General features: G+C 44.5%; 18 protein-coding genes. 13 read left to right on the forward strand and 5 right to left on the reverse strand.

Going from position 1 to position 19,457, the window contains the following annotated elements; translation table 11 throughout:
• Window positions 1–114: 114 nt before the first annotated feature.
• The 7 genes from FKN88_RS01655 to FKN88_RS01685 all read left to right on the forward strand — a co-directional run bounded on the left by FKN88_RS01655 (window position 115) and on the right by FKN88_RS01685 (window position 7,312).
• Window positions 115–1,638, forward strand: coding sequence for a fumarate hydratase (locus tag FKN88_RS01655; RefSeq protein ID WP_158143921.1), 1,524 nt, complete (start codon window positions 115–117; stop codon window positions 1,636–1,638).
• A gap of 207 nt (window positions 1,639–1,845) precedes the next feature.
• The gene (locus tag FKN88_RS01660) at window positions 1,846–2,031 is read left to right on the forward strand and encodes a hypothetical protein (protein ID WP_040904331.1); all 186 of its coding nucleotides are present in this window, start codon (window positions 1,846–1,848) and stop codon (window positions 2,029–2,031) included.
• Between the two features lie 47 nt (window positions 2,032–2,078).
• Complete coding sequence (locus tag FKN88_RS01665) at window positions 2,079–3,458, forward strand: YcjX family protein (RefSeq protein WP_306687147.1); 1,380 nt, start codon at window positions 2,079–2,081, stop codon at window positions 3,456–3,458.
• Window positions 3,455–4,477, forward strand: coding sequence for a YcjF family protein (locus FKN88_RS01670; protein ID WP_306687148.1), 1,023 nt, complete (start codon window positions 3,455–3,457; stop codon window positions 4,475–4,477). The genes FKN88_RS01665 and FKN88_RS01670 overlap by 4 nt, the downstream gene beginning before the upstream one ends.
• Window positions 4,478–4,624: 147 nt before the next feature.
• Window positions 4,625–6,169, forward strand: a complete 1,545-nt coding sequence (gene tyrR, locus FKN88_RS01675) for a transcriptional regulator TyrR (protein WP_004395334.1) — start codon at window positions 4,625–4,627, stop codon at window positions 6,167–6,169.
• Window positions 6,169–6,756, forward strand: a complete 588-nt coding sequence (gene rimJ, locus FKN88_RS01680) for a ribosomal protein S5-alanine N-acetyltransferase (RefSeq protein ID WP_040904330.1) — start codon at window positions 6,169–6,171, stop codon at window positions 6,754–6,756. The genes tyrR and rimJ overlap by 1 nt, the downstream gene beginning before the upstream one ends.
• Window positions 6,757–6,838: 82 nt before the next feature.
• A complete protein-coding gene (locus FKN88_RS01685) occupies window positions 6,839–7,312 on the forward strand; it encodes a DUF2947 domain-containing protein (protein ID WP_040904328.1) in 474 nt (157 codons plus the stop codon).
• A gap of 80 nt (window positions 7,313–7,392) precedes the next feature.
• Here the strand turns inward: FKN88_RS01685 and FKN88_RS01690 are convergent, their stop codons facing one another.
• The 3 genes from FKN88_RS01690 to FKN88_RS01700 form a co-directional block, all read right to left on the reverse strand.
• Window positions 7,393–8,262, reverse strand: coding sequence for a DMT family transporter (locus tag FKN88_RS01690; protein WP_004395331.1), 870 nt, complete (start codon window positions 8,260–8,262; stop codon window positions 7,393–7,395).
• Between the two features lie 347 nt (window positions 8,263–8,609).
• On the reverse strand, window positions 8,610–9,833 hold the full coding sequence (alr, locus tag FKN88_RS01695; RefSeq protein WP_306687149.1) for an alanine racemase: 1,224 nt from the start codon (window positions 9,831–9,833) through the stop codon (window positions 8,610–8,612).
• A 258-nt stretch (window positions 9,834–10,091) separates the two neighbouring features.
• Window positions 10,092–11,723, reverse strand: a complete 1,632-nt coding sequence (locus FKN88_RS01700) for a methyl-accepting chemotaxis protein (protein WP_306687150.1) — start codon at window positions 11,721–11,723, stop codon at window positions 10,092–10,094.
• A 488-nt stretch (window positions 11,724–12,211) separates the two neighbouring features.
• On the opposite strand from FKN88_RS01700, the gene FKN88_RS01705 reads away from it, so the two are divergent.
• From FKN88_RS01705 to FKN88_RS01715, 3 genes are read left to right on the forward strand one after another with little or no spacing between them, the layout of a single operon-like run.
• Window positions 12,212–13,630 (forward strand): DASS family sodium-coupled anion symporter, encoded by a 1,419-nt coding sequence (locus FKN88_RS01705; RefSeq protein ID WP_170905962.1) that lies wholly within the window; start codon window positions 12,212–12,214, stop codon window positions 13,628–13,630.
• A 30-nt stretch (window positions 13,631–13,660) separates the two neighbouring features.
• Window positions 13,661–14,983, forward strand: coding sequence for an ATP-binding protein (locus tag FKN88_RS01710; RefSeq protein WP_154170653.1), 1,323 nt, complete (start codon window positions 13,661–13,663; stop codon window positions 14,981–14,983).
• Complete coding sequence (locus tag FKN88_RS01715) at window positions 14,970–15,443, forward strand: response regulator (protein WP_154168276.1); 474 nt, start codon at window positions 14,970–14,972, stop codon at window positions 15,441–15,443. Before FKN88_RS01710 ends, FKN88_RS01715 begins: the two co-directional genes overlap by 14 nt.
• A 53-nt stretch (window positions 15,444–15,496) precedes the next feature.
• On the opposite strand, the gene nqrM is transcribed toward FKN88_RS01715, so the two are convergent.
• Entirely contained in the window at window positions 15,497–15,688 is a 192-nt protein-coding gene (gene nqrM, locus FKN88_RS01720; RefSeq protein WP_161425768.1) for a (Na+)-NQR maturation NqrM, read from the reverse strand.
• Window positions 15,689–15,718: 30 nt separating this feature from the next.
• Complete coding sequence (locus FKN88_RS01725) at window positions 15,719–16,177, reverse strand: NifB/NifX family molybdenum-iron cluster-binding protein (protein WP_306687151.1); 459 nt, start codon at window positions 16,175–16,177, stop codon at window positions 15,719–15,721.
• A 415-nt stretch (window positions 16,178–16,592) separates the two neighbouring features.
• Here FKN88_RS01725 and FKN88_RS01730 point away from each other — a divergent pair, with 415 nt between their 5' ends.
• From FKN88_RS01730 to prpC, 3 genes are all read left to right on the forward strand, one after another.
• Window positions 16,593–17,288, forward strand: coding sequence for a GntR family transcriptional regulator (locus tag FKN88_RS01730; RefSeq protein WP_306687152.1), 696 nt, complete (start codon window positions 16,593–16,595; stop codon window positions 17,286–17,288).
• Entirely contained in the window at window positions 17,285–18,184 is a 900-nt protein-coding gene (prpB, locus tag FKN88_RS01735) for a methylisocitrate lyase (protein ID WP_306687153.1), read from the forward strand. The genes FKN88_RS01730 and prpB overlap by 4 nt, the downstream gene beginning before the upstream one ends.
• 116 nt (window positions 18,185–18,300) lie before the next feature.
• Window positions 18,301–19,431 carry a 2-methylcitrate synthase gene (prpC, locus tag FKN88_RS01740; protein WP_306687154.1) on the forward strand — a complete coding sequence of 377 codons (1,131 nt, stop codon included), beginning with the start codon at window positions 18,301–18,303 and terminating at the stop codon, window positions 19,429–19,431.
• Window positions 19,432–19,457 lie beyond the last annotated feature (26 nt).

Consider the following 19,457-nt stretch of genomic DNA (forward strand, 5'->3'; position numbering starts at 1 on the left):
GCTGTTTCTTGATCGTAGCGCTTAATTCAGTCGTTTGTTGCCCTTTGGCTTTACTGACTTTACCTTGTGCTTTCGGTTTCAGCTAGTGAACACATAACAATAATGAGGCATGCAATGACGGTAATTCGCCAACAAGATGTGATCAGCAGTGTCGCTGACGCATTACAATACATCTCTTACTACCATCCCCTTGATTTTGTCCAAGCGCTAGAACAAGCCTACCATCGTGAAGAGAGCCAAGCCGCTAAAGATGCGATTGCGCAAATCTTAATTAACTCGCGTATGTCAGCAGAGGGTCACCGTCCTATTTGTCAAGATACCGGTATCGTCACTTGTTTCGTTAATATCGGTATGGCTGTGCAATGGGATTCTACCGATATGACCGTACAGCAGATGGTGGACGAGGGGGTTCGTCAAGCTTACACCAACCCAGATAACCCTTTACGAGCGTCAGTACTGATGGATCCTGCGGGCAAACGGATCAATACCAAGGACAATACCCCTGCCGTAGTGCACATTAATATGGTCCCCGGTGATAAAGTAGAAATCCAAATTGCCGCCAAAGGGGGCGGCAGTGAAAACAAAACCAAAATGGCAATGCTTAACCCTTCTGATGATATTGCAGAGTGGGTGGAAAAAACGTTACCGACCATGGGAGCCGGCTGGTGCCCACCGGGTATGCTCGGCATTGGTATTGGTGGCACGGCAGAAAAAGCGGCAGTGCTGGCCAAAGAATCTTTGATGGAACATATTGATATTCAAGATCTTATTGCGCGTGGCCCACAAAATGCTGAAGAAGAGCTACGTTTAGATATCTTCAATCGAGTCAATAAACTCGGTATCGGTGCTCAAGGGTTAGGCGGTTTAACTACGGTGGTTGATGTGAAAATTAAGTCGGCACCGACCCACGCGGCTTCTAAGCCAGTGTGTTTGATCCCTAACTGCGCAGCAACTCGCCATGTGCATTTTACATTAGATGGCCGTGGCCCTGCAGAACTCACCCCACCTAAGCTTGAAGATTGGCCACAAATTACTTGGGAAGCGGGCGCGAATACCCGTCGAGTGAATTTAGATACGGTGACTCGTGAAGAGACTCAGCAATGGAAAACCGGTGAAACCGTATTGCTGTCGGGTAAAATTTTAACCGGACGTGATGCGGCGCATAAACGCCTACAAACTATGCTACAAAACGGAGAGAAACTTCCTGAAGGCGTTGATTTAAGAGATAAATTCATCTACTACGTTGGCCCTGTTGATGCGGTTGGCGATGAAGTCGTAGGGCCTGCGGGACCGACAACCTCAACTCGCATGGATAAATTTACCGATATGATGCTTGAAGAGGTGGGCGTGATGGGCATGATTGGTAAAGCCGAACGTGGCCCAGCGACCGTTGAATCGATAAAGAAAAATAAAGCAGTCTATTTAATGGCCGTTGGCGGCGCGGCGTATCTTGTTGCTAAAGCGATTAAGAAAGCGCGCGTTGTCGCTTTTGAAGATCTCGGTATGGAAGCTATCTATGAGTTTGAAGTGGAAGATATGCCAGTCACGGTTGCAGTGGATTCGACCGGAGCCAACGCTCATCAGATTGGTCCGGATACTTGGCGAGTCAAAATTGCTGAAGCTACTCAGCAGAGCTAAATAAATGTGTGAGCAAATTGAGCTCAAGTGACTATTAGGTGTAGCATAACGCTACACCTTTTCTTTATCTGGTCTATGCATATCTTGTTGTGACTATCGAGGAACAATCGCCATTGACAAACGGACTATCAGTGCGATTTAAAAAGTAGTTCAGGATGAGAAATAACCGATAACCAGTATTGTTAATAGAGTTTCAGAGGAGAAACCATGCCACGTTTTATTCGATTGCTACAAATCGTCGTTGCTATCGTATTAGCCGCGTTATTAAGTTATGACCTGATTTTTCATGGTCTTTCTATTTTTTACAGTAAATATGTTATTACTAGTTGTGTTCTGTTTGTTTTGCTACAAATAAGCTTATTTGTCATTTACAAACTGATTGAAGACGATTAATTATCTTGATCTAAAATGGCAACATTTACTGAGGGAACCCACAAGCTATGCAGCGAATCAGTCAAGAGATGAGTGCACTTCTGCACCGAGGTTTAGACGCCCATGTTCGTCTTGCGGTCACTGGTTTATCGCGAGCAGGTAAAACTGCGTTCATTAGTTCGTTAGTGAATCAACTGCTGCATACGGCCACGCATGATCAGTTACCTTTGTTAGCCGCGGCGCGTGATAAACGGATTATTGGTGCTAAGCGTATCCCACAACGTAATCTTATGGTGCCTCGTTTCAGTTACGATCAGGCGATGGAGCAGCTTCATGCTGATCCGCCAAACTGGCCAGTACCTACCCGCGATGTCAGTGAAATTCGTTTAGCGATTAAATATCGCCCGCATAAACGCAGTAAAAAATTACTGGGCAGCACGGCAACCTTGTATCTGGATATTATTGATTACCCTGGTGAATGGTTGTTGGATTTACCACTGTTAAATTTGGATTTTTATACTTGGTCGGCTCAGCAGTTTAATGCGTTACATGGTCAACGTGCAGAGTTAGCGAAACCTTGGTTAAACGCGATAGATAAGCTTGATCTTGAACAAGAAGCGAATGAAGCGCAATTGGCCGAGATTGCTGCGCTTTATACTGATTATCTTCATCAATGCAAGTTGCATGGTTTGCATTGGGTTCAACCGGGACGTTTTGTATTACCAGGAGAACTTGCGGGAGCGCCGGTGTTGCAGTTTTTTCCTTGTCGTCATGTTGATCCACAAAATAAACCTGCAAAAAACTCGATGTTAGGATTACTGCTCTCACGCTATCAAGAGTATCAAAATAAGGTCGTTAAGGCGTTTTATAAACAACACTTTGCTACGTTTGATCGGCAAATTGTTTTGGTCGATTGTTTATCGCCTTTAAATGCGGGTCATGAAGCGTTTTTGGATATGCGTTGTGCGCTAGAACAGATTATGCACAGTTTTCGTTATGGTCGCAGTGGCTTACTCAGCCGTTTATTTTCACCGAAGATCGATAAAGTGCTTTTTGCGGCCACCAAAGCCGATCATGTGACGCCTGATCAGCATCCGAATATGGTGTCATTGCTGCAGCAGATGATTCATCCGGCTTGGCAACATGCCGCTTACGAAAATATTGAGATGCGTTGTATCAGTCTTGCGTCGATTCGAGCGACTCAATCGGGCTATGTTGAGAGTCATCATCAAAAAATTTCGGCTATTCAAGGGATCGATGTGCAAGGGCAACCGATCACTCTATACCCCGGAGATGTCCCGAAAAAACTGCCTCATCCTGACTATTGGCAGCATCATAAGTTTAAGTTTATTGCTTTTCGTCCTATGCCGAGTCTCGATGATCAACCTTGTCAGCACATTCGGATGGATAAAGCATTAGAGATCTTGATTGGGGATAAATTGACATGACGGATTTAAAAAATCAGCAAATTTTTAATCAACCACTCAAGCAAACCGAGCCTGAACCAGTCATCGCTGCATCTGCGACCTTTAATGATCAGCAGCGGTTTATTACCGAGTCAAGCATAGCGCCGGAAACCGAATTAGAGAGCCAGCTTGAACAAGTCATTCGTCCTAAGCGGAAGAAAAAATGGATGGTAGTGAGTCTATTGATTGCTTTTTCTACCTTACTCGGTTGGCAAGCAATAGAGAGTATTTATACCGCGATCCAATCGGCTAACTGGCTTGATCTGGCTTGGGTTATTTTGTTGATGCTCTTAGCGAGCTTGGGTATTGGGCGTTTAGGGAAGGAGCTGTGGACACTGCGTCGCTTACGTCAGCATTTTTCTGTGCAAGAGCAAGCCGAGCAATTGATCCAGCAAGATGGGCTAGGGCAAGGACAAGCTTTTTGTACGATGCTAGCCAATAAAAGTCACACTAATTTGCATAGTAGTGCTTATCAACGCTGGTTGAAGAGTATTGATAATAGCCACAGCGATGCTGAAATCATCGAGTTATATGATGCGATGGTGGTCAATGAACAAGATAAACAGGCCACTCAAATCGTCTCACGCTATGCCACTGAAGCCGCCGTATTGGTGGCGATCAGTCCTTTAGCCTTAGTGGATATGTTATTGATCGCTTGGCGTAATTTTACGATGATTGATCGTTTAGCAGACGTGTATGGCATTGAGCTTGGTTATTGGTCTCGTTTACAGCTATTTAAAGCCGTATTAGTCAACATGGCGGTCGCAGGAGCGAGTGAATTGGCCATTGATGCCAGTATGGATCTGTTATCGATGGATCTGACTAAAAAACTCTCTGCTCGTGCAGGTCAAGGGCTCGGAGTTGGGCTACTGACCGCTCGTTTAGGTCTAAAAGCCATTTCGCTACTTAGGCCATTACCGTGGCAAAAGAATCGAGTGGTTAAGTTGAGTGCAATACGTAAACAAATCGTGGCAAAAATTACTGCTTTGGTAAGCCAATAATTCGCTTTATGAAGCGCATTGTTGGCTTGGTTACAGAAAGTATTGGGGCAAGCCAGAGGATTTAACGAGAATCACTTGACGCTGTGCTGAGGTTGATAGAAACTACTGTCAACTTTTCGTGACACTTTCTGCTTAGGATAACATTCAGTGCGTCTAGAAGTCATTTGTGAAGATAGACTCGGCTTAACCCGAGAGCTTCTTGAGATCCTCGCTTCAAAAAAAATCGATTTGCGAGGTATCGAAATTGATGTGATAGGCATTATTTATCTTAATTGCCCAGATATTGATTTTGATACTTTCAGTGAATTAATGGCGGAAATTCGCCGTATTTCTGGCGTCAAAGATGTTCGTAAAATTCAGTTTATGCCGATGGAACGTCATAATACTGAACTGATTTCCTTGCTCAATAATCTACCCGATGCCGTATTAGCGATTGATTTAAAAGGCTTTGTCGATATGGCCAATCAAAGTGCCTTAGCACTCTTGAATAAGCCCAGTGAGGAAGTGATCGGAACGCCCATTTCTCAAGTGTTACCGCTGTTTAATTTTTCACGTTGGGTCGATGGCAGTAAAGCGCCGATTCGTGAAGCGGTTGTGATTGACGGGCTAGACTATACCATGGAGCTAATGCCAGTTTATATTGGTAATTCAGCCCATGATGCCACGTTAGCGAGCTCGATGATGATCTTACGTTCTAAGGTCACCACAGTACATGGCCACGATCGATTATCGATACACAATTCACTAGGTTTTGAGCATTTTGTTGGTGTATCTAATCGCCATAAGGCATTGATAAATCATGCTAAAAAATTAGCTATGCTCGATCAGCCGTTATTAATTGAAGGTGAAACGGGGACCGGAAAAGAGATGCTCGCTCGAGCTTGTCATCACCGTTCTCACCGCTCTACCGCTCCCTTTTTAGTGTTAAGCTGTGCCTCTATGCCGGATGATGTCGCAGAAACGGAGCTTTTTGGGCATGCTCCGGGCTCTTTTAATCATCAACAAGGGCATAAAGGGATTTTTGAACAAGCGAACGGTGGTACGGTATTTTTAGATGAAATTGGCGAAATGAGCCCTCATCTACAGATCAAATTGTTGCGCTTCTTACAAGACGGAACCTTTCGTCGAGTTGGCGAAGAGCATGAAATTCATATCGATGTCCGAGTGATTGCCTCTACTCGCCATAATTTGGCCGAATTGGCTGATTCAGGCACGTTCCGGGAAGATCTGTTCTATCGACTGAATGTATTAACCTTGCGTATTCCAGCACTGCGCGAGCGTCCTAGCGATATTCAACCGCTTTTGGAGCTCTTTGTAACCAAACACAGCCATAAATTAGGCATGGTGAAGCCGCAATACGCCGAAGGTTTAGTGGATCAGTTAATGCAATATCCATGGCCAGGTAACATACGCCAGTTAGACAATATGGTGTTGCGTGCGTTGACAGAAATGGATGGCGAACAATTGCAGGTCGATTATTTCCATTTGCCAGCGGTAGACAGTAGCGGCTTGAGTTTATCGACGGTAAACCTTGATGGCTCGCTTGATGACATTATGAAAGACTATGAATCACAAATTTTAGACAAGCTTTACCAGTCGTTTCCATCCAGTCGAAAACTCGCTAAACGTTTGAATGTTTCACATACCTCAATAGCCAATAAGTTACGTGATTATGGGATTAGGAAACGTTAATGGCTAAGGGAACAACAGCGATGTTGGTCAGTGATGGGGAGATTCTTGTACGCAGTGCTCAATTAGCGGATGCTAAAGCACTGGCTGATTATTTTGTGACTAATCGTGATTATTTAAAACCGTGGGAGCCTCAACGCGAAGCGGCTTTTTTTGAAGTTACCGGTTGGCAGCAGAGATTAATCAAACTGGAAGAGTTGCATCGTTTAGCTCTCGGATACTATTGCTTAATCATTGAGGTGAATAGTCAACAAATTGTTGGCACGATTTCGTTCAGTAACGTCACGCGTTTTCCCTTTTATGCTTGTCACGTTGGCTACTCGTTAGCCGAGTCTGCCCAAGGGCGTTATATTATGACTCGGGCACTTCATATGGCCTGTGAATCTTTGTTTAAACAACAAAATATGCATCGTATTATGGCGGCTTATATGCCAACGAATCATCGCAGTGCTGCGGTACTTGAGCGAGTTGGCTTTATCCGAGAAGGGTTAGCCAAAGATTATTTATTAATTAATGGTCAATGGCAGGATCATGTGCTGGTTTCGTTGATTAATCCAAACTGGCAAGCCAGTACTTCAATCAATCGATAAGTCACTTTTCATTCGCCGTTTATTTAGGTATCTCATTTTATTTATTACCAGCATGCGCTGGTTTAACGTCTAAGGACATCTCATGTCGTATTTGCCTTTGGAACAGTATTCAAGAAAATGGATTTTCACGCATCAATCAATGCCCGTGTCCGAGAGTGATCAAGCACAGATAAAACCGATGAGCCCGTCACGCTCAGCTCAGTTTTGGAAAGAAAACATCAGTGCGCAAAGTCCAGATGCTGAGCGTTTTAGCTCGCAAGACTGGCCCAAGAAAGCCGCGAGTTGGCAGCAAGACATCTCATGGATGGAAGCATGGGAAAGTGATGATCCTGCTTTACCAGCAGCGATACTGGAACACATTGATTGGCAAGATGATGTAACGGTTTATTTTTGTTATGAGAAATACAATGTGATTGAAACCAAATGGTCGGTGTTTAAAAACCATTGGAAGAACTTTTTATTCTACGACGATGGTCCGATTTTAATTGGCCGCCGTCGTGCGCAAGCATTATGGTTTCAAACTAACGGCTCAGTAAAAATTGGTCAGCGTTTGTAGACTCTGTTGAGTTCGTTTTGAGTTTCAAAAAAGGAGAGAGTGTATTAACAAAATAAATACGCTCTCTCTTTGTTGAGGGGTTACGAAGTGACGGTCTTCCTACGTTGAGCACTTAAGGTGCTGCCCATTGATGCACTGATGATCATACCGATAGCGAACCATTGTGATAGCGCTAATCTTTCATCTAAAATCATAAATCCTGCCATGGCGGCGACGGCGGGTTCTAGACTCATTAGTACACTGAAATGCTGGGTAGATAGGCGGTTTAACGCCATCATTTCCAAACTGTAAGGCAATGCACTAGATAGAATCGCGACGGTAATCGCCATCGGTAGTATTGACCAAGTAAAGATCGTGGATGATGCGCTATAAGCGCCAATCGGGAAAATAAACAGCGCCGCGACGGTCATACCGATAGCGACTGTCATGCCACCGGAACCAACCGTACCAGCTCGTTGCCCAAACCAAATATACCCAGCCCAGCAACCGCCAGCAGCCAATGCGAGCGCAACCCCAATGGGATCGAGGGCATCAACTCCCCGCATATCGGGCAGTAACAACGCCATACCAGATATCGCCAAAGCAACCCAAACCAAATCGAGCTTACGTTTTGAAGAAAATAGCGCGAGGAGTAGTGGGCCAGTAAATTCTAAAGCGACACCAATCCCTAATGGAATACGTTCGATAGCAAAGTAAAATAAGATTTGCATTCCGCCTAAACTTGCTCCGTAGATGATCATCGATCGCCACTGCGCAAGGCTTAACGATAATCGCCACGGGCGAAAAATGAGCAATAAAATACAAGCAGAGATACTCACGCGCAGGGCAACCGTTCCACCAGGACCGACGATAGGAAACAGTTGTTTAGCGATTGAGGAGCCTGATTGTATAGCCATCATTGCGATCAGTAGGCAACCTACCGCAAAAAGAACGGGTGATTTCTGGGTCATATACTCTTTTACTTGAAGTGGGTAATCTAAAAGGTTTCCCAGCGATATATTGGACAGACAGTCCGTTATTGCTGGAATTCGCTAGGATAGCGTGAGGCGATCGAGGTCAGCCTAAAGAAGGGTTATTCTGCCTGAAATAAAACAAATGGCAATGGTAACAGGATATGAATTTTCTTTTGCTACAAACGTCTAAACAACATTTGTTGGCAAGTTTCATCATGGTCGCTGAGCGTAATCGTCCCCTTATCGATAGAAATAAGGGGACTGGTAGTTGAGTGAATCTAGAAAAGGATCAACGCCTCAAAGACTCACTGGCCTGACAAGTAGATAAGATAGGTTTAACTCCACTACTTAACGTAAAAACGCGGATTAGCCGTGCCCCATATGGTGTAAAGCTCAGGGAAGATAAGATCGCTATGCGTTTCAATATCGTCGACACTGATTTGTTTTTTGCCTTGAGCTCCAAACAGTACTACCTCTTGTCCAGGTTTAACGCCTTTAATAGTAGAGACGTCAACCATGGTGGTATTCATTGAGGTAACTCCGACTACGTTTGCCCACTGACCATTGATCAGCACTTGCGCTTTATTGCCCATTTTTCGTGGATAGCCATCAGAATAACCCACTGGCAAATTGGCCAATACGGTGTCACTGTCGGTGATATGAGTGCTGTCATAACCTACGGTTTTACCTGTTGGTAGGTGATGCAGTGACGCGATGCGAGTTTTAAATGAGACAATAGGGAGGTATTCTGGATTGGTTGGTAAATCGCCATACAACACGCCACCAGGACGAACCATGTCCAATTGAGCTTCGGGTACATTGAGCGCCGTATATGAGTTAGCAACGTGAAACTGAACCTCTTCGCGTTTCAATGGCCCTTGCTCAACCAGCCAATTAGCATGTTGGTTAAAGGTGGCTAATTTGGCACGAATATCATCCGGATTATAATTGGGAAAATGTGTCATGATCCCAACAATTTGTAAGCCTTTTTGCTGAGTAATGCTGAGCGCTTCCTGTTTCCCTTTTTCATGGCTCATATCAACGCCATTACGGCCCATACCACCATCATTTAACGCTAAATGCGCTTTGATAGGCGTACCTAAACGCTGACCTAATTGAGCAAGATCCATCGCTTGTTGTTTGGTGCCGATCAACTCTTCAATGTTCAGCTCGGCGACAGCGGCAATTTCGTTAATGGTTGCAGAACGAACACGCATCAGTTGACCTTGAAAGCCACTTTCGCGTACCGCGCGGGCTTCAGCATTACTGGTGATGGCGACACAAGGAATGCTTTGTTCGATGATCGTCGGCATTAAACCACGGATGCCATTACCGTAAGCGTCAGCTTTCATCACTGCACAAATTTTACTGCTTGGGTTAATGTGTGATTTAAATAGTTCAATGTTGGTTTTAAATTGACCTAGGTTGATTTCGAGCCAAGCATTGGATTGCGCGATTTGCTCAGCAGAAGGGACGGTAGTATCAAGCGCTAATGGAGCAGAATGGCTGAGAAAAGAAGGTAAGGTGCTCGCCAAAGCGATAGAAAGTAGCGTAGCTTTAAAATGCATAATGTCTCCAAATCGGGGGGCATAAAATTTAAAAATCGAATTTCGCTTAACTTCATATGACAATCAGTATAGCGAGAATCTCAGAGTGTTTTGATAAGGCGTTAGAATAGGCGTTTAATCTGTGATGGGCGTTTGAAAAAACAAACGGAAGGGAAGTCCGCGAAGATAAACGACGCCCCAACAACACAAACGCCTACTGTCTGTTTAGAGAGTAGGCGTTTTATAGAGTATTCTAAACGGTTGTTAGAATAACGTATTTTACTGAAGTTTGAAACGCATCATCGAATTTTGTAATGATACCGATAGTTGTGCCAATTCGGTACACGCTTGTGCAGTTTGATTGGCACCTTGAGCCACTTCTTGAGAGGCGTGGTGAATATTTTCTATATTACGCGTTAACTCATCGGCCACCGAGTCTTGTTGGCTACAAGCGCTGGCAATTTGCGCCCCCATATCGGCCACTTGAGCAATAGATTGCTCGATAGAGTGCATGAGTTGTTGTGAATGGTTACCTTGTTCAACGCAGTTATCAATACTTGAACATGAGCGATCAGTACCTTCTTTGGCCTGTTTGGCCATGTTTTGCAGTTTTTCGATAATAGAGGTAATTTCACCCGTCGAATCTTGTGTACGTCCGGCAAGAGTACGAACCTCATCGGCCACCACGGCAAAGCCTCGACCAGATTCACCAGCGCGGGCCGCTTCAATGGCTGCATTGAGTGCAAGTAAGTTGGTTTGATCGGCAATACCACGAATAACATCGACAATCATATTGATTTGATTGGATTGTTGTTCAAGTTCAGAAACCGTTTGACCCGTTTGAGTAATGATTTCTGCGACTTGGCCGATAGCGTTAACCATCAGTTTATTGTCGCGCGCGCCTTCTTGAACTTGTTTATTGGTGGTATCAATTTCTTGCGCCGAGTTTTCGGTATTACTGGCAACATCAGCGACAGCCGCCTTCATCTCACTCATGGCCGTTGCCACTTGTGTGATTTGATCTTGCTGCTCTTGCATACCCTGAGCTGCTTGAGAGGAAATTTGTGACATTTCTTCTACTGCGCTGCTCAGTTGGGTCACTGCTGAAATGGTCTCTTCAATTAATTGACGAAGATTGTCTTGCATAACCATCGAGGCATCGGCCAACTCACCGAGCTCGTCATTGCCAATCGCTTGTCGATTGAGTTTTTGTGATAAATCACCTTTGGCAATTGCATTCGATTGTGCGACCACTAACTTTAATGGCCCGCAAATGATCTGCGTTATAAAATAGGTAACCAGCGCCATAATAACTAAGATCGCGATATTGATGATACTCGAACTCACATCAATCCGATTGACGGCTTTAAGGATGTAGTCTTTATTGCCGTCCATAGCCTGATTAAGGATAGCGCCGAGTTTTTCTATATTGGCTTCAATTTGACGAAAATCTTGATTAGAACGGTTTAAAATATCCAAGGCTTTAATCTGCTCGTTGGCTGCTAATGCCTGATTGAATTCAACCATGGTTTGATTGTAGCTTTGCCAATGACGCATCAGTTGACTGAAGATACGTTCTTCTTCACCGGGCCAAATATCTTGCCCGTATTTCTTTAACTCCGCCTCGATTTCTTGTTGAAATTGACGGCTTTGATTGAGTCGATTGGTAATATCGCTGCGATCGCTAGAAAGTAATGAAGCAAATTGAGTGCGACGCCAATAAGACAGTTTATCACCAATATTATCGACCGCTTCAAAAGCGGGGAAGGTGTCTTCGGTAAAGTTAATGAGTTGATTTTTAATCTCACGGTGTTCTGTATGTAAAAACCAAGCAAATAAAATGTTGATAAGAGCAATGAGCCCAAATCCGCTGGCTAATTTTTTGCTAATCGACATATTTTTTAAAAACATGAATAAGCTACCTTACATTGGGTGGATTGGATTGGCACCAAACACAACTCCCTTGCGCACTTATTATCCAACGATGATTTGTTAGATATCCATAATCTGTGACTTTGGTTCAATTAATCGTGTATTTTATCACTATTTTTATTACCTGTGTTGCTAGTTATAAAAATAGTCAATAAATCATCAAAAAGAGAGCTGGTGACTAAAAAATTTTTCCTCACAAGATGAGATCAGGACGAGGTTTTGCTGATTTTCCGCGCTAGTGATTGAAACTAATAGATATTCGTTGATCTACCCCTAAGTATTTCTTTCAGGTATAGGCATAATTCATGGTGGCTTCGAACTGTAACTATTTGTAATAGTTATTAACTTACAAGAGTTATTAACTAACAAAAGTTATTAACTAACAATAGTTATCAACGGGTCGTGGATAAGCGATCTGGCCATTATTCGTGGTTTTTATGCACATTGTCTCAGGAAGAGTAACTATGATACGCCCCTATATTAAGTACATTGTCCCGTTAGCGATTCCCTTATTGATCCTCCTTTTACCCCTCTCTGCGTTTCCTTTTGAGGGGCTGACCATTATTCAACAGCGAGTGATTGCGATTTTCCTGTTAGCGGCCTTATTGTGGGTATTTGAACCGATCCCGATTTATGCCACTTCAGTGGTGATCATTGTTTTAGAACTACTGATGTTATCGGATAAAGGCTTGTGGCTATTTAAAAGTAACCAGCATCTTCCGGAATTTGGTGGGTTATTAAAACATAGTGACATCATGGCGACTTTTGCTAGTCCGATCATTATGTTATTTCTCGGCGGGTTTTTCTTAGCCATGGCGGCGACTAAGTACCGTTTAGACGTCAACTTGGCAAGGGTATTACTCAAGCCTTTCGGTCAAAATCCTAAATTTGTGATGTTAGGTTTGATGCTGATCACCGGTATTTTCTCAATGTTTATGTCCAATACCGCAACCACCGCCATGATGCTCTCGATTTTAACGCCGGTTATCGCCGTTTTTGGCCCGAAGGATCCGGGCAGAATTGCTTTCGCCTTATCGATTCCGGTTGCCGCTAATATAGGTGGCATTGGAACACCCATTGGAACGCCGCCGAACGCAATTGCCTTAAAATATTTGGTGGGCGATAACTTAATCACGTTTGGTGAATGGATGGCTTTTGGTGTGCCTTTTGTGATCGTATTAATGGCGCTGGCTTGGGTGCTGATTGGATTTATGTATCGAGCAGAACAAAAAACCATTGAATTAAGTATTAAAGGTAAATTTCTTAAAACGCCGAAAGCGATGGTGGTTTATCTCACCTTCACACTGACCATTTTATTATGGTTAATGGGATCGACGCATGGCATGGACTCTTATACCGTGGCGTTAATTCCGGTTGCGGTGTTCTCGGTGACAGGGATCATCAATAAAGAAGATTTGAAAAAAATCTCCTGGGATGTGTTGTGGTTAGTCTCTGGTGGTATAGCGCTGGGTTTAGCGCTTGATAAAACAGGATTAGCGGAATTAGTGGTTAATAGCATTCCTTTTGATCATTACTCGCCTTATGTCGTGTTATTTGGTGCGGCGTTCTTATGTTTATTGATGGCGAATTTTATGTCGCACACCGCGACAGCAAACTTATTGATGCCAATTATGGCGGCATTGGGTACCTCTATGGTATCGCTTACCCCATTGGGCGGTGAGTTAACTTTAATTCTCGTCGTTACTTTTGCAGCTTCGCTAGGGATGTCACTGCCGATCAGTACTCCGCCTAATGCTCTCGCTCATGCGACCGGTCATGTACAAAGTCATCAAATGGCACGAGTTGGCGTTATCCTTGGTATTGTTGGTGTGTTGATGAGTTTTGTGATGATTTGGTTTTTACACTTTATTGGACACATTGGTTAATTAATGATGCTGGAAAACATGGATCCGCAGATGCAGGTATTAGTTGAGCGTTATTTTACTCATGCTCAGCGCTGCATCTGTTTACCCAGTGGCTCGATAATTCTTAAGCAAAATGGCTATAACGATCGCCTCTATTACGTAAAATCAGGTGAGCTACTCGGTCAATTTAGAGAAAAAGAGGGGAAGGCGATTCCGATTTTTTCGGCCTCAGCGGGTGCCTTTATCGGTGTACACAGTTTTTTTTCTGGTCATTGGATAGCGTCTTCCACAGTGATTGCGCAAACTGATGTTGAGCTCGGTTGGATTGACCGACATACGCCAGTGATTGATCCACAACAGTTCGGTCCGCTGAGTACCCAGTTTATGCCCGTGATTGTGGCTGAGCTTTCGCGTCGTCAACGACGCGCAATGCAAGAAGCGGTTGCCAAAGAAAAGGCGCTTGAGCGGTTACATATGGCGGAACAAATGACGACCTTAGGTCAGTTAGCCGCTGGTATTTCTCATGAATTGAACAACGCAATTGGCGTGGTAAGCAGTAAAACAGAACGGTTAGAAAGCTTATTTATCGAGTTGTTGCATGAAGTGCATCCCGAAGCCAGTCAGTTTTTTGATTTTGGTTTGCTGTATGGGCAAAAAGTGTCGTCGAGTGAAGCGCGCGAACGTGGCGCACACTTTGCGCAGCGCTATCAATTGCCGAAAAATCTCGCTCGTGAATTAGCTCGGGCAGTACCGGAGGAGACACTGTCCGCTCATTGGCTGGCCAATCCACATTTAGCGATTCGCTATTGGCAAATGGGGCGTGATTTACACGATTTACGTGTTGCCTCGAAACATGTGGTTGGGATCGTTAAATCGGTTAAACAATTAGGGCGTAGCGAGATCCATTTTGATGAGCAGTTGGATCTGAATGACACACTAAATCGGGCATTAGCATTATTGCAAAGTGATTTACGTCGAGTCTCGGTGCGGATGCGTCCCGGCGGATTACCAATCTTAAAGGGGTCGCAGACCGAATGGGTACAAGTATGGGTGAATATCATTAAAAATGCTTGTGATGCGATGCTCCAAACCGAGCATCCGGAAATAGATATCCATACTCGTTATGATAAACAACGCATTTTGATCACCATTGCCAATAATGGGCCAGAAATTGATGAAGCCACGCGGCGGAGAATATTTCAGCCCAGTTTTACCACTAAAAAAGAGGGGTTGTCGTTTGGTCTTGGGTTAGGGTTGGCGATTGTTAAGCGTATCGTGACCAGTTATGGCGGAACTACGGTTGTCAAAAGCAATCATGAGAAAACGATTTTCAGGATAAAACTACCAGTCGAGGATGGATATGGAGAAGCTTAATATTATTTGTGTCGATGACCAAAGGGAAGTGCTCAGTGCGGTGTTGCAAGACTTGCAACCGTTAGCGAGTTGGTTGCAGATAGAAGATTGTGAATCAGCAAATGAAGTACTGCAATTGATGGACGAATTAGACGCTGAAGGTGAGTTTATTGCTCTGATTATTTCCGATCATGTGATGCCAGGAAAAACGGGGATTGAACTACTCAGCGAGATCACACAAGATCCTCGTTTTATCGGCACGAAAAAGGTCTTACTCACTGGACAAGCGACCCACTCTGATACGATTAATGCGATAAACACCGCAGGCATCAACCGTTATTTTGATAAACCATGGAGTGCAGAAGCGTTGATCGCCTGTGTTAGACAACTAGTGACAGAATTTATTTTTGACAAAGGGTTGGATTACACGCAGTGGCATCAAGAGTTGGATCAAAACGTGGTGCTAACTCGCGTACGCTAAATTTAACCTCAACTCAGCGTGATGATTAGCTCACGCTGAGTTTGCTATTTTTGCTATTTCAGCTCGTCGGTTTGAGTCGATTTAGTGTGATCTTGACACGGTGTCTTACAATTACAGACTTTATCAATATCAACCTTTGCTAGACCGCCACAACTACCTTGAATCGGTTTTCGCCGAGCCATCACGCCAATGCTCATTAAGAGCACCATCAATAGAAAAACGCCAAAAGCGATCAAGTACACCATGTTTATGACTCCTTTTGTGTTTCGTATGGGTTAGCGGTGAATCGTAAAAATACGCTGTAACTTTTTTAACGTTGTTGGGTTGAGTTTAGTCCTTGCCTGCGAAGAATGACAACCTTGCTTTGTTTGGCAGGATTTCTGATTTTTATGAATCGAAGGACGAGCGTAAGCCAGCTCAGTGATTTCCTGAAGTTCAGTAAGAGTTAGCTGAGCCAATGAGCGGCGAGCTGGATAGGCGAAGACTTTGATACCTAGCTTAAATAGCGTCGATAGCATCGCCTGACCGATATTTTTTACGATTACAGCATCGACTTTATGTTGCCGTAACAGCTCAAGCAGCGCCGCTTTTTGAGCGCAGCGTTGAGCTGGGTCATGAGGTTCAGTGATGACAACACTTTGCTGCTCGGTCACAGAGTTAATCAATAAAAATTCGGATGCTTTGGAAAAATGGGGACTGAGTTTTTGACCTTGGCTGGGAATGGCATAGATCATATCAATATTCCTATTGTGGTGAGAGAAGAGTGAGAAGTGAATATTGTGCGCTAGTAATTAGCATATGCCAATTGCTTTTTGTATTTTCCCTGTTTGCTGATCTAAGAAATCGTGGGTTCATCTTTAAGTATGACTCATTGATTGTCGACAATGTTTCATTGGGATAAATCGACAATGCGATGTAATAATCAATAACAGTTAACTTCCCCTTAAAATAAGAGGTTTTTATTCGATTTTTTGATTGTTATTGCGATGTTTTTTTGTGCGACCTTAGTCTAAATTGTCGTCGATTTACTTGATTGTCGACAATTGGTTGTTTATGGTAAGCGGTATCAGCAAGTTGAGGTTGTTCGTATTAACCACCCATAAGCTTGATGAGCTCAGCGTAATGACTTATGCAAGGTAGAAGAGCCAAGTGAATAAACACGCAGATAACGAAAAAGAACATACTAAATCGGAAAGTTTAACTGAGTTTTTGATAGAGGCGATTGTCTCTGGCGACATTGCTCCTGGAAGTAAAATCTCTGAGCCTGAGTTAGCTAAACATTTTCAGGTCAGTCGAGGGCCTTTACGTGAAGCGCTGATGCGGATTGAAGGCTTAGGTTTAATCGAGCGTATTCCTCATGTTGGGGCCAGAGTGATTAAGCTTTGTCAAGAAAAGCTGGTGGATCTGTACGGCGTAAGAGAAGCGTTGGAAGGAATGGCGGCTCGTTTAGCGGCGCGTCATATTACCGAAGACGAATTGTCTAGCTTAGAGCAACTACTTATCACGCATTCTCGTCATATCGAACAAGTCGATGGGGCGGGCTATTTTCATCAATACGGTGATTTTGACTTTCACTATCGAATCATTCAAGCCAGTCGTAACCCACAATTGATTCGGTTGCTGTGCGATGAGCTTTACCATTTGCTGCGTATGTATCGATATCAATCGCCTCGTTCTCATTCTCGACCGATTGCCGCCCTTGAAGAGCATAAATTTATTCTGCAGGCGATACGTCACCGTGATGAAGAGTTGGCGGAGATGTTGATGCGTAGACATATTGCTTACCGCCGGCGTTTAATTGAACAGCAAATTCAGCTCGACAGCCATACTAAGGAGTGTTTATGAGCATCAGTCCGGGAGCTAAATTTAAGCTTGCCCTTCACCAGCAGCAACCTTTGCCCATTGTCGGTACGATTAATGCGTATTGCGCGATGATGGCTAAACAGATCGGCCATCAGGCTATTTATCTATCCGGCGCAGGCGTCGCCAATGCATCCTATGGATTGCCGGATCTTGGCATCACCGCATTAAATGACGTACTGATCGATGTTGAGCGGATCACGAATGCTTGTGATTTACCCTTATTGGTGGATATTGATACCGGATTTGGCGGCGCGTTTTCGATTGCTCGGACGATCAAGCTAATGGAAAAAGCAGGGGCGGCGGCGGTTCATTTGGAAGATCAAGTGGCTCAAAAACGTTGTGGCCATCGTCCAAATAAAGCCATTGTTAGCCAACAGGAGATGGTTGACCGACTCAAAGCTGCGGTCGATGCTCGTCACGATGATGATTTTGTGATCATGGCGCGTACTGATGCACTGGCCAACGAGGGTATGGACAAAGCCATTGAAAGAGCGATTGCTTATGTTGAGGCGGGGGCCGATATGTTGTTTCCCGAAGCGATGACGCAATTGGATCAATATCAACAGCTCGCTTTGGCATTACAATCGGCAACCGGAAAAAACGTACCGATTCTTGCCAATATGACCGAGTTCGGGCAAACCCCACTGTATAGCAAAGCGCAATTGGCGGAAGTTAACGTTGCCATGGCCTTGTATCCTCTCAGTGCGTTTCGTGCCATGAACCACGCTGCAGAAACCGTTTACCGCCACCTATTGGACAACGAGCATCAACAGGCGTTATTAGACGGGATGCAAACCCGTCAGGAGCTTTACCACTATCTCGATTATCACGCCTATGAGCAAACGCTGGATACGCTATTTTCAAAAGGCAAATCTTAAGCTTTTCTACGCTGGAATGATAAGCACAATGAGGTGGTTTATCGCGACAAGAGGATTGTCGCTTTAACCTCCAACCTTGAATCAACCAAACTTAATGCGAAAAGGAGTTCATCATTATGTCTTGTCCCTCATCCGCAGGCGCGGGATTACGTGGTCAAAGTGCTGGCAGCACGGCACTGTGTACGGTGGGTAAAACCGGTACTGGTTTGACCTACCGCGGTTATGACATTACCGATTTAGCCAACCATGCTCAATTTGAAGAAGTGGCTCACTTATTATTGATTGGGCACTTACCGACTCAGCGTGAGTTAGACAACTTTAAAGCGCGTTTGATGGATTTACGAAGTTTACCTCCCGCGCTCACCGAGGTCTTAGAGCGGATCCCCGCGACGGCTCATCCGATGGATGTCTTACGCACTGGCTGCTCGATGTTGGGTAATATCGAACCAGAGCAAGAGTTTGCTCAGCAGTTAGCCAGTGCCGAGCGAATGTTAGCTCTCTTTCCTGCCATCATTGCTTATTGGTATCGTTTCAGTCATCACGGAGTCAGGGTTGATACTCAGCAATACGATGAAGATTCTATCGGTGGCTATTTTTTGGCAATGCTCAGCGATCAAGCGCCGAGTGAGTTGTTTAAACAAGTTATGCATTGTTCCCTAATTTTATACGCTGAGCATGAGTTTAATGCGTCAACCTTTACTGCTCGCGTGTGCGCGTCGACCTTGTCTGATCTGCATTCTTGTATCACGGCCGCGATTGGTTCATTGCGTGGGCCACTACACGGTGGAGCCAATGAAGCGGCAATGGCGATGATAGAGCCGTGGACGACGGCAGAGCAAGCCGAGCAACATCTGCTGTGGATGTTGGCGGAGAAGCAGACCATCATGGGCTTTGGGCATGCGATTTACCGTGAATGCGATCCACGTAATGCCTTGATCAAGCAGTGGGCTAAGCGCTTATCCGAGCAGGTGGGCGATAGCCATCTTTATGCGGTTTCTGAACGAGTGGAAGCTGTGATGCAGCGCGAGAAAAATTTATTTTGTAATGCCGATTTTTTCCACGCTTCGGCCTATCACTTTATGGGAATTCCAACCAAACTCTTTACCCCAATTTTTGTGCTGAGCCGTTTAACGGGTTGGGCTGCACATGTATTTGAGCAGCGGGCTAATAATCGGATTATTCGTCCAAGCGCAGACTATATTGGGCCCGAGCCTCAAGACTGGGTTCCTATAGACCAGCGTGGCTAATCGTGACACTGTCACTCGCTGTAATG

It is taken from the genome of Vibrio sp. 2017_1457_13 (genome assembly GCF_030851525.1).
GTDB lineage: Bacteria > Pseudomonadota > Gammaproteobacteria > Enterobacterales > Vibrionaceae > Vibrio > Vibrio metschnikovii.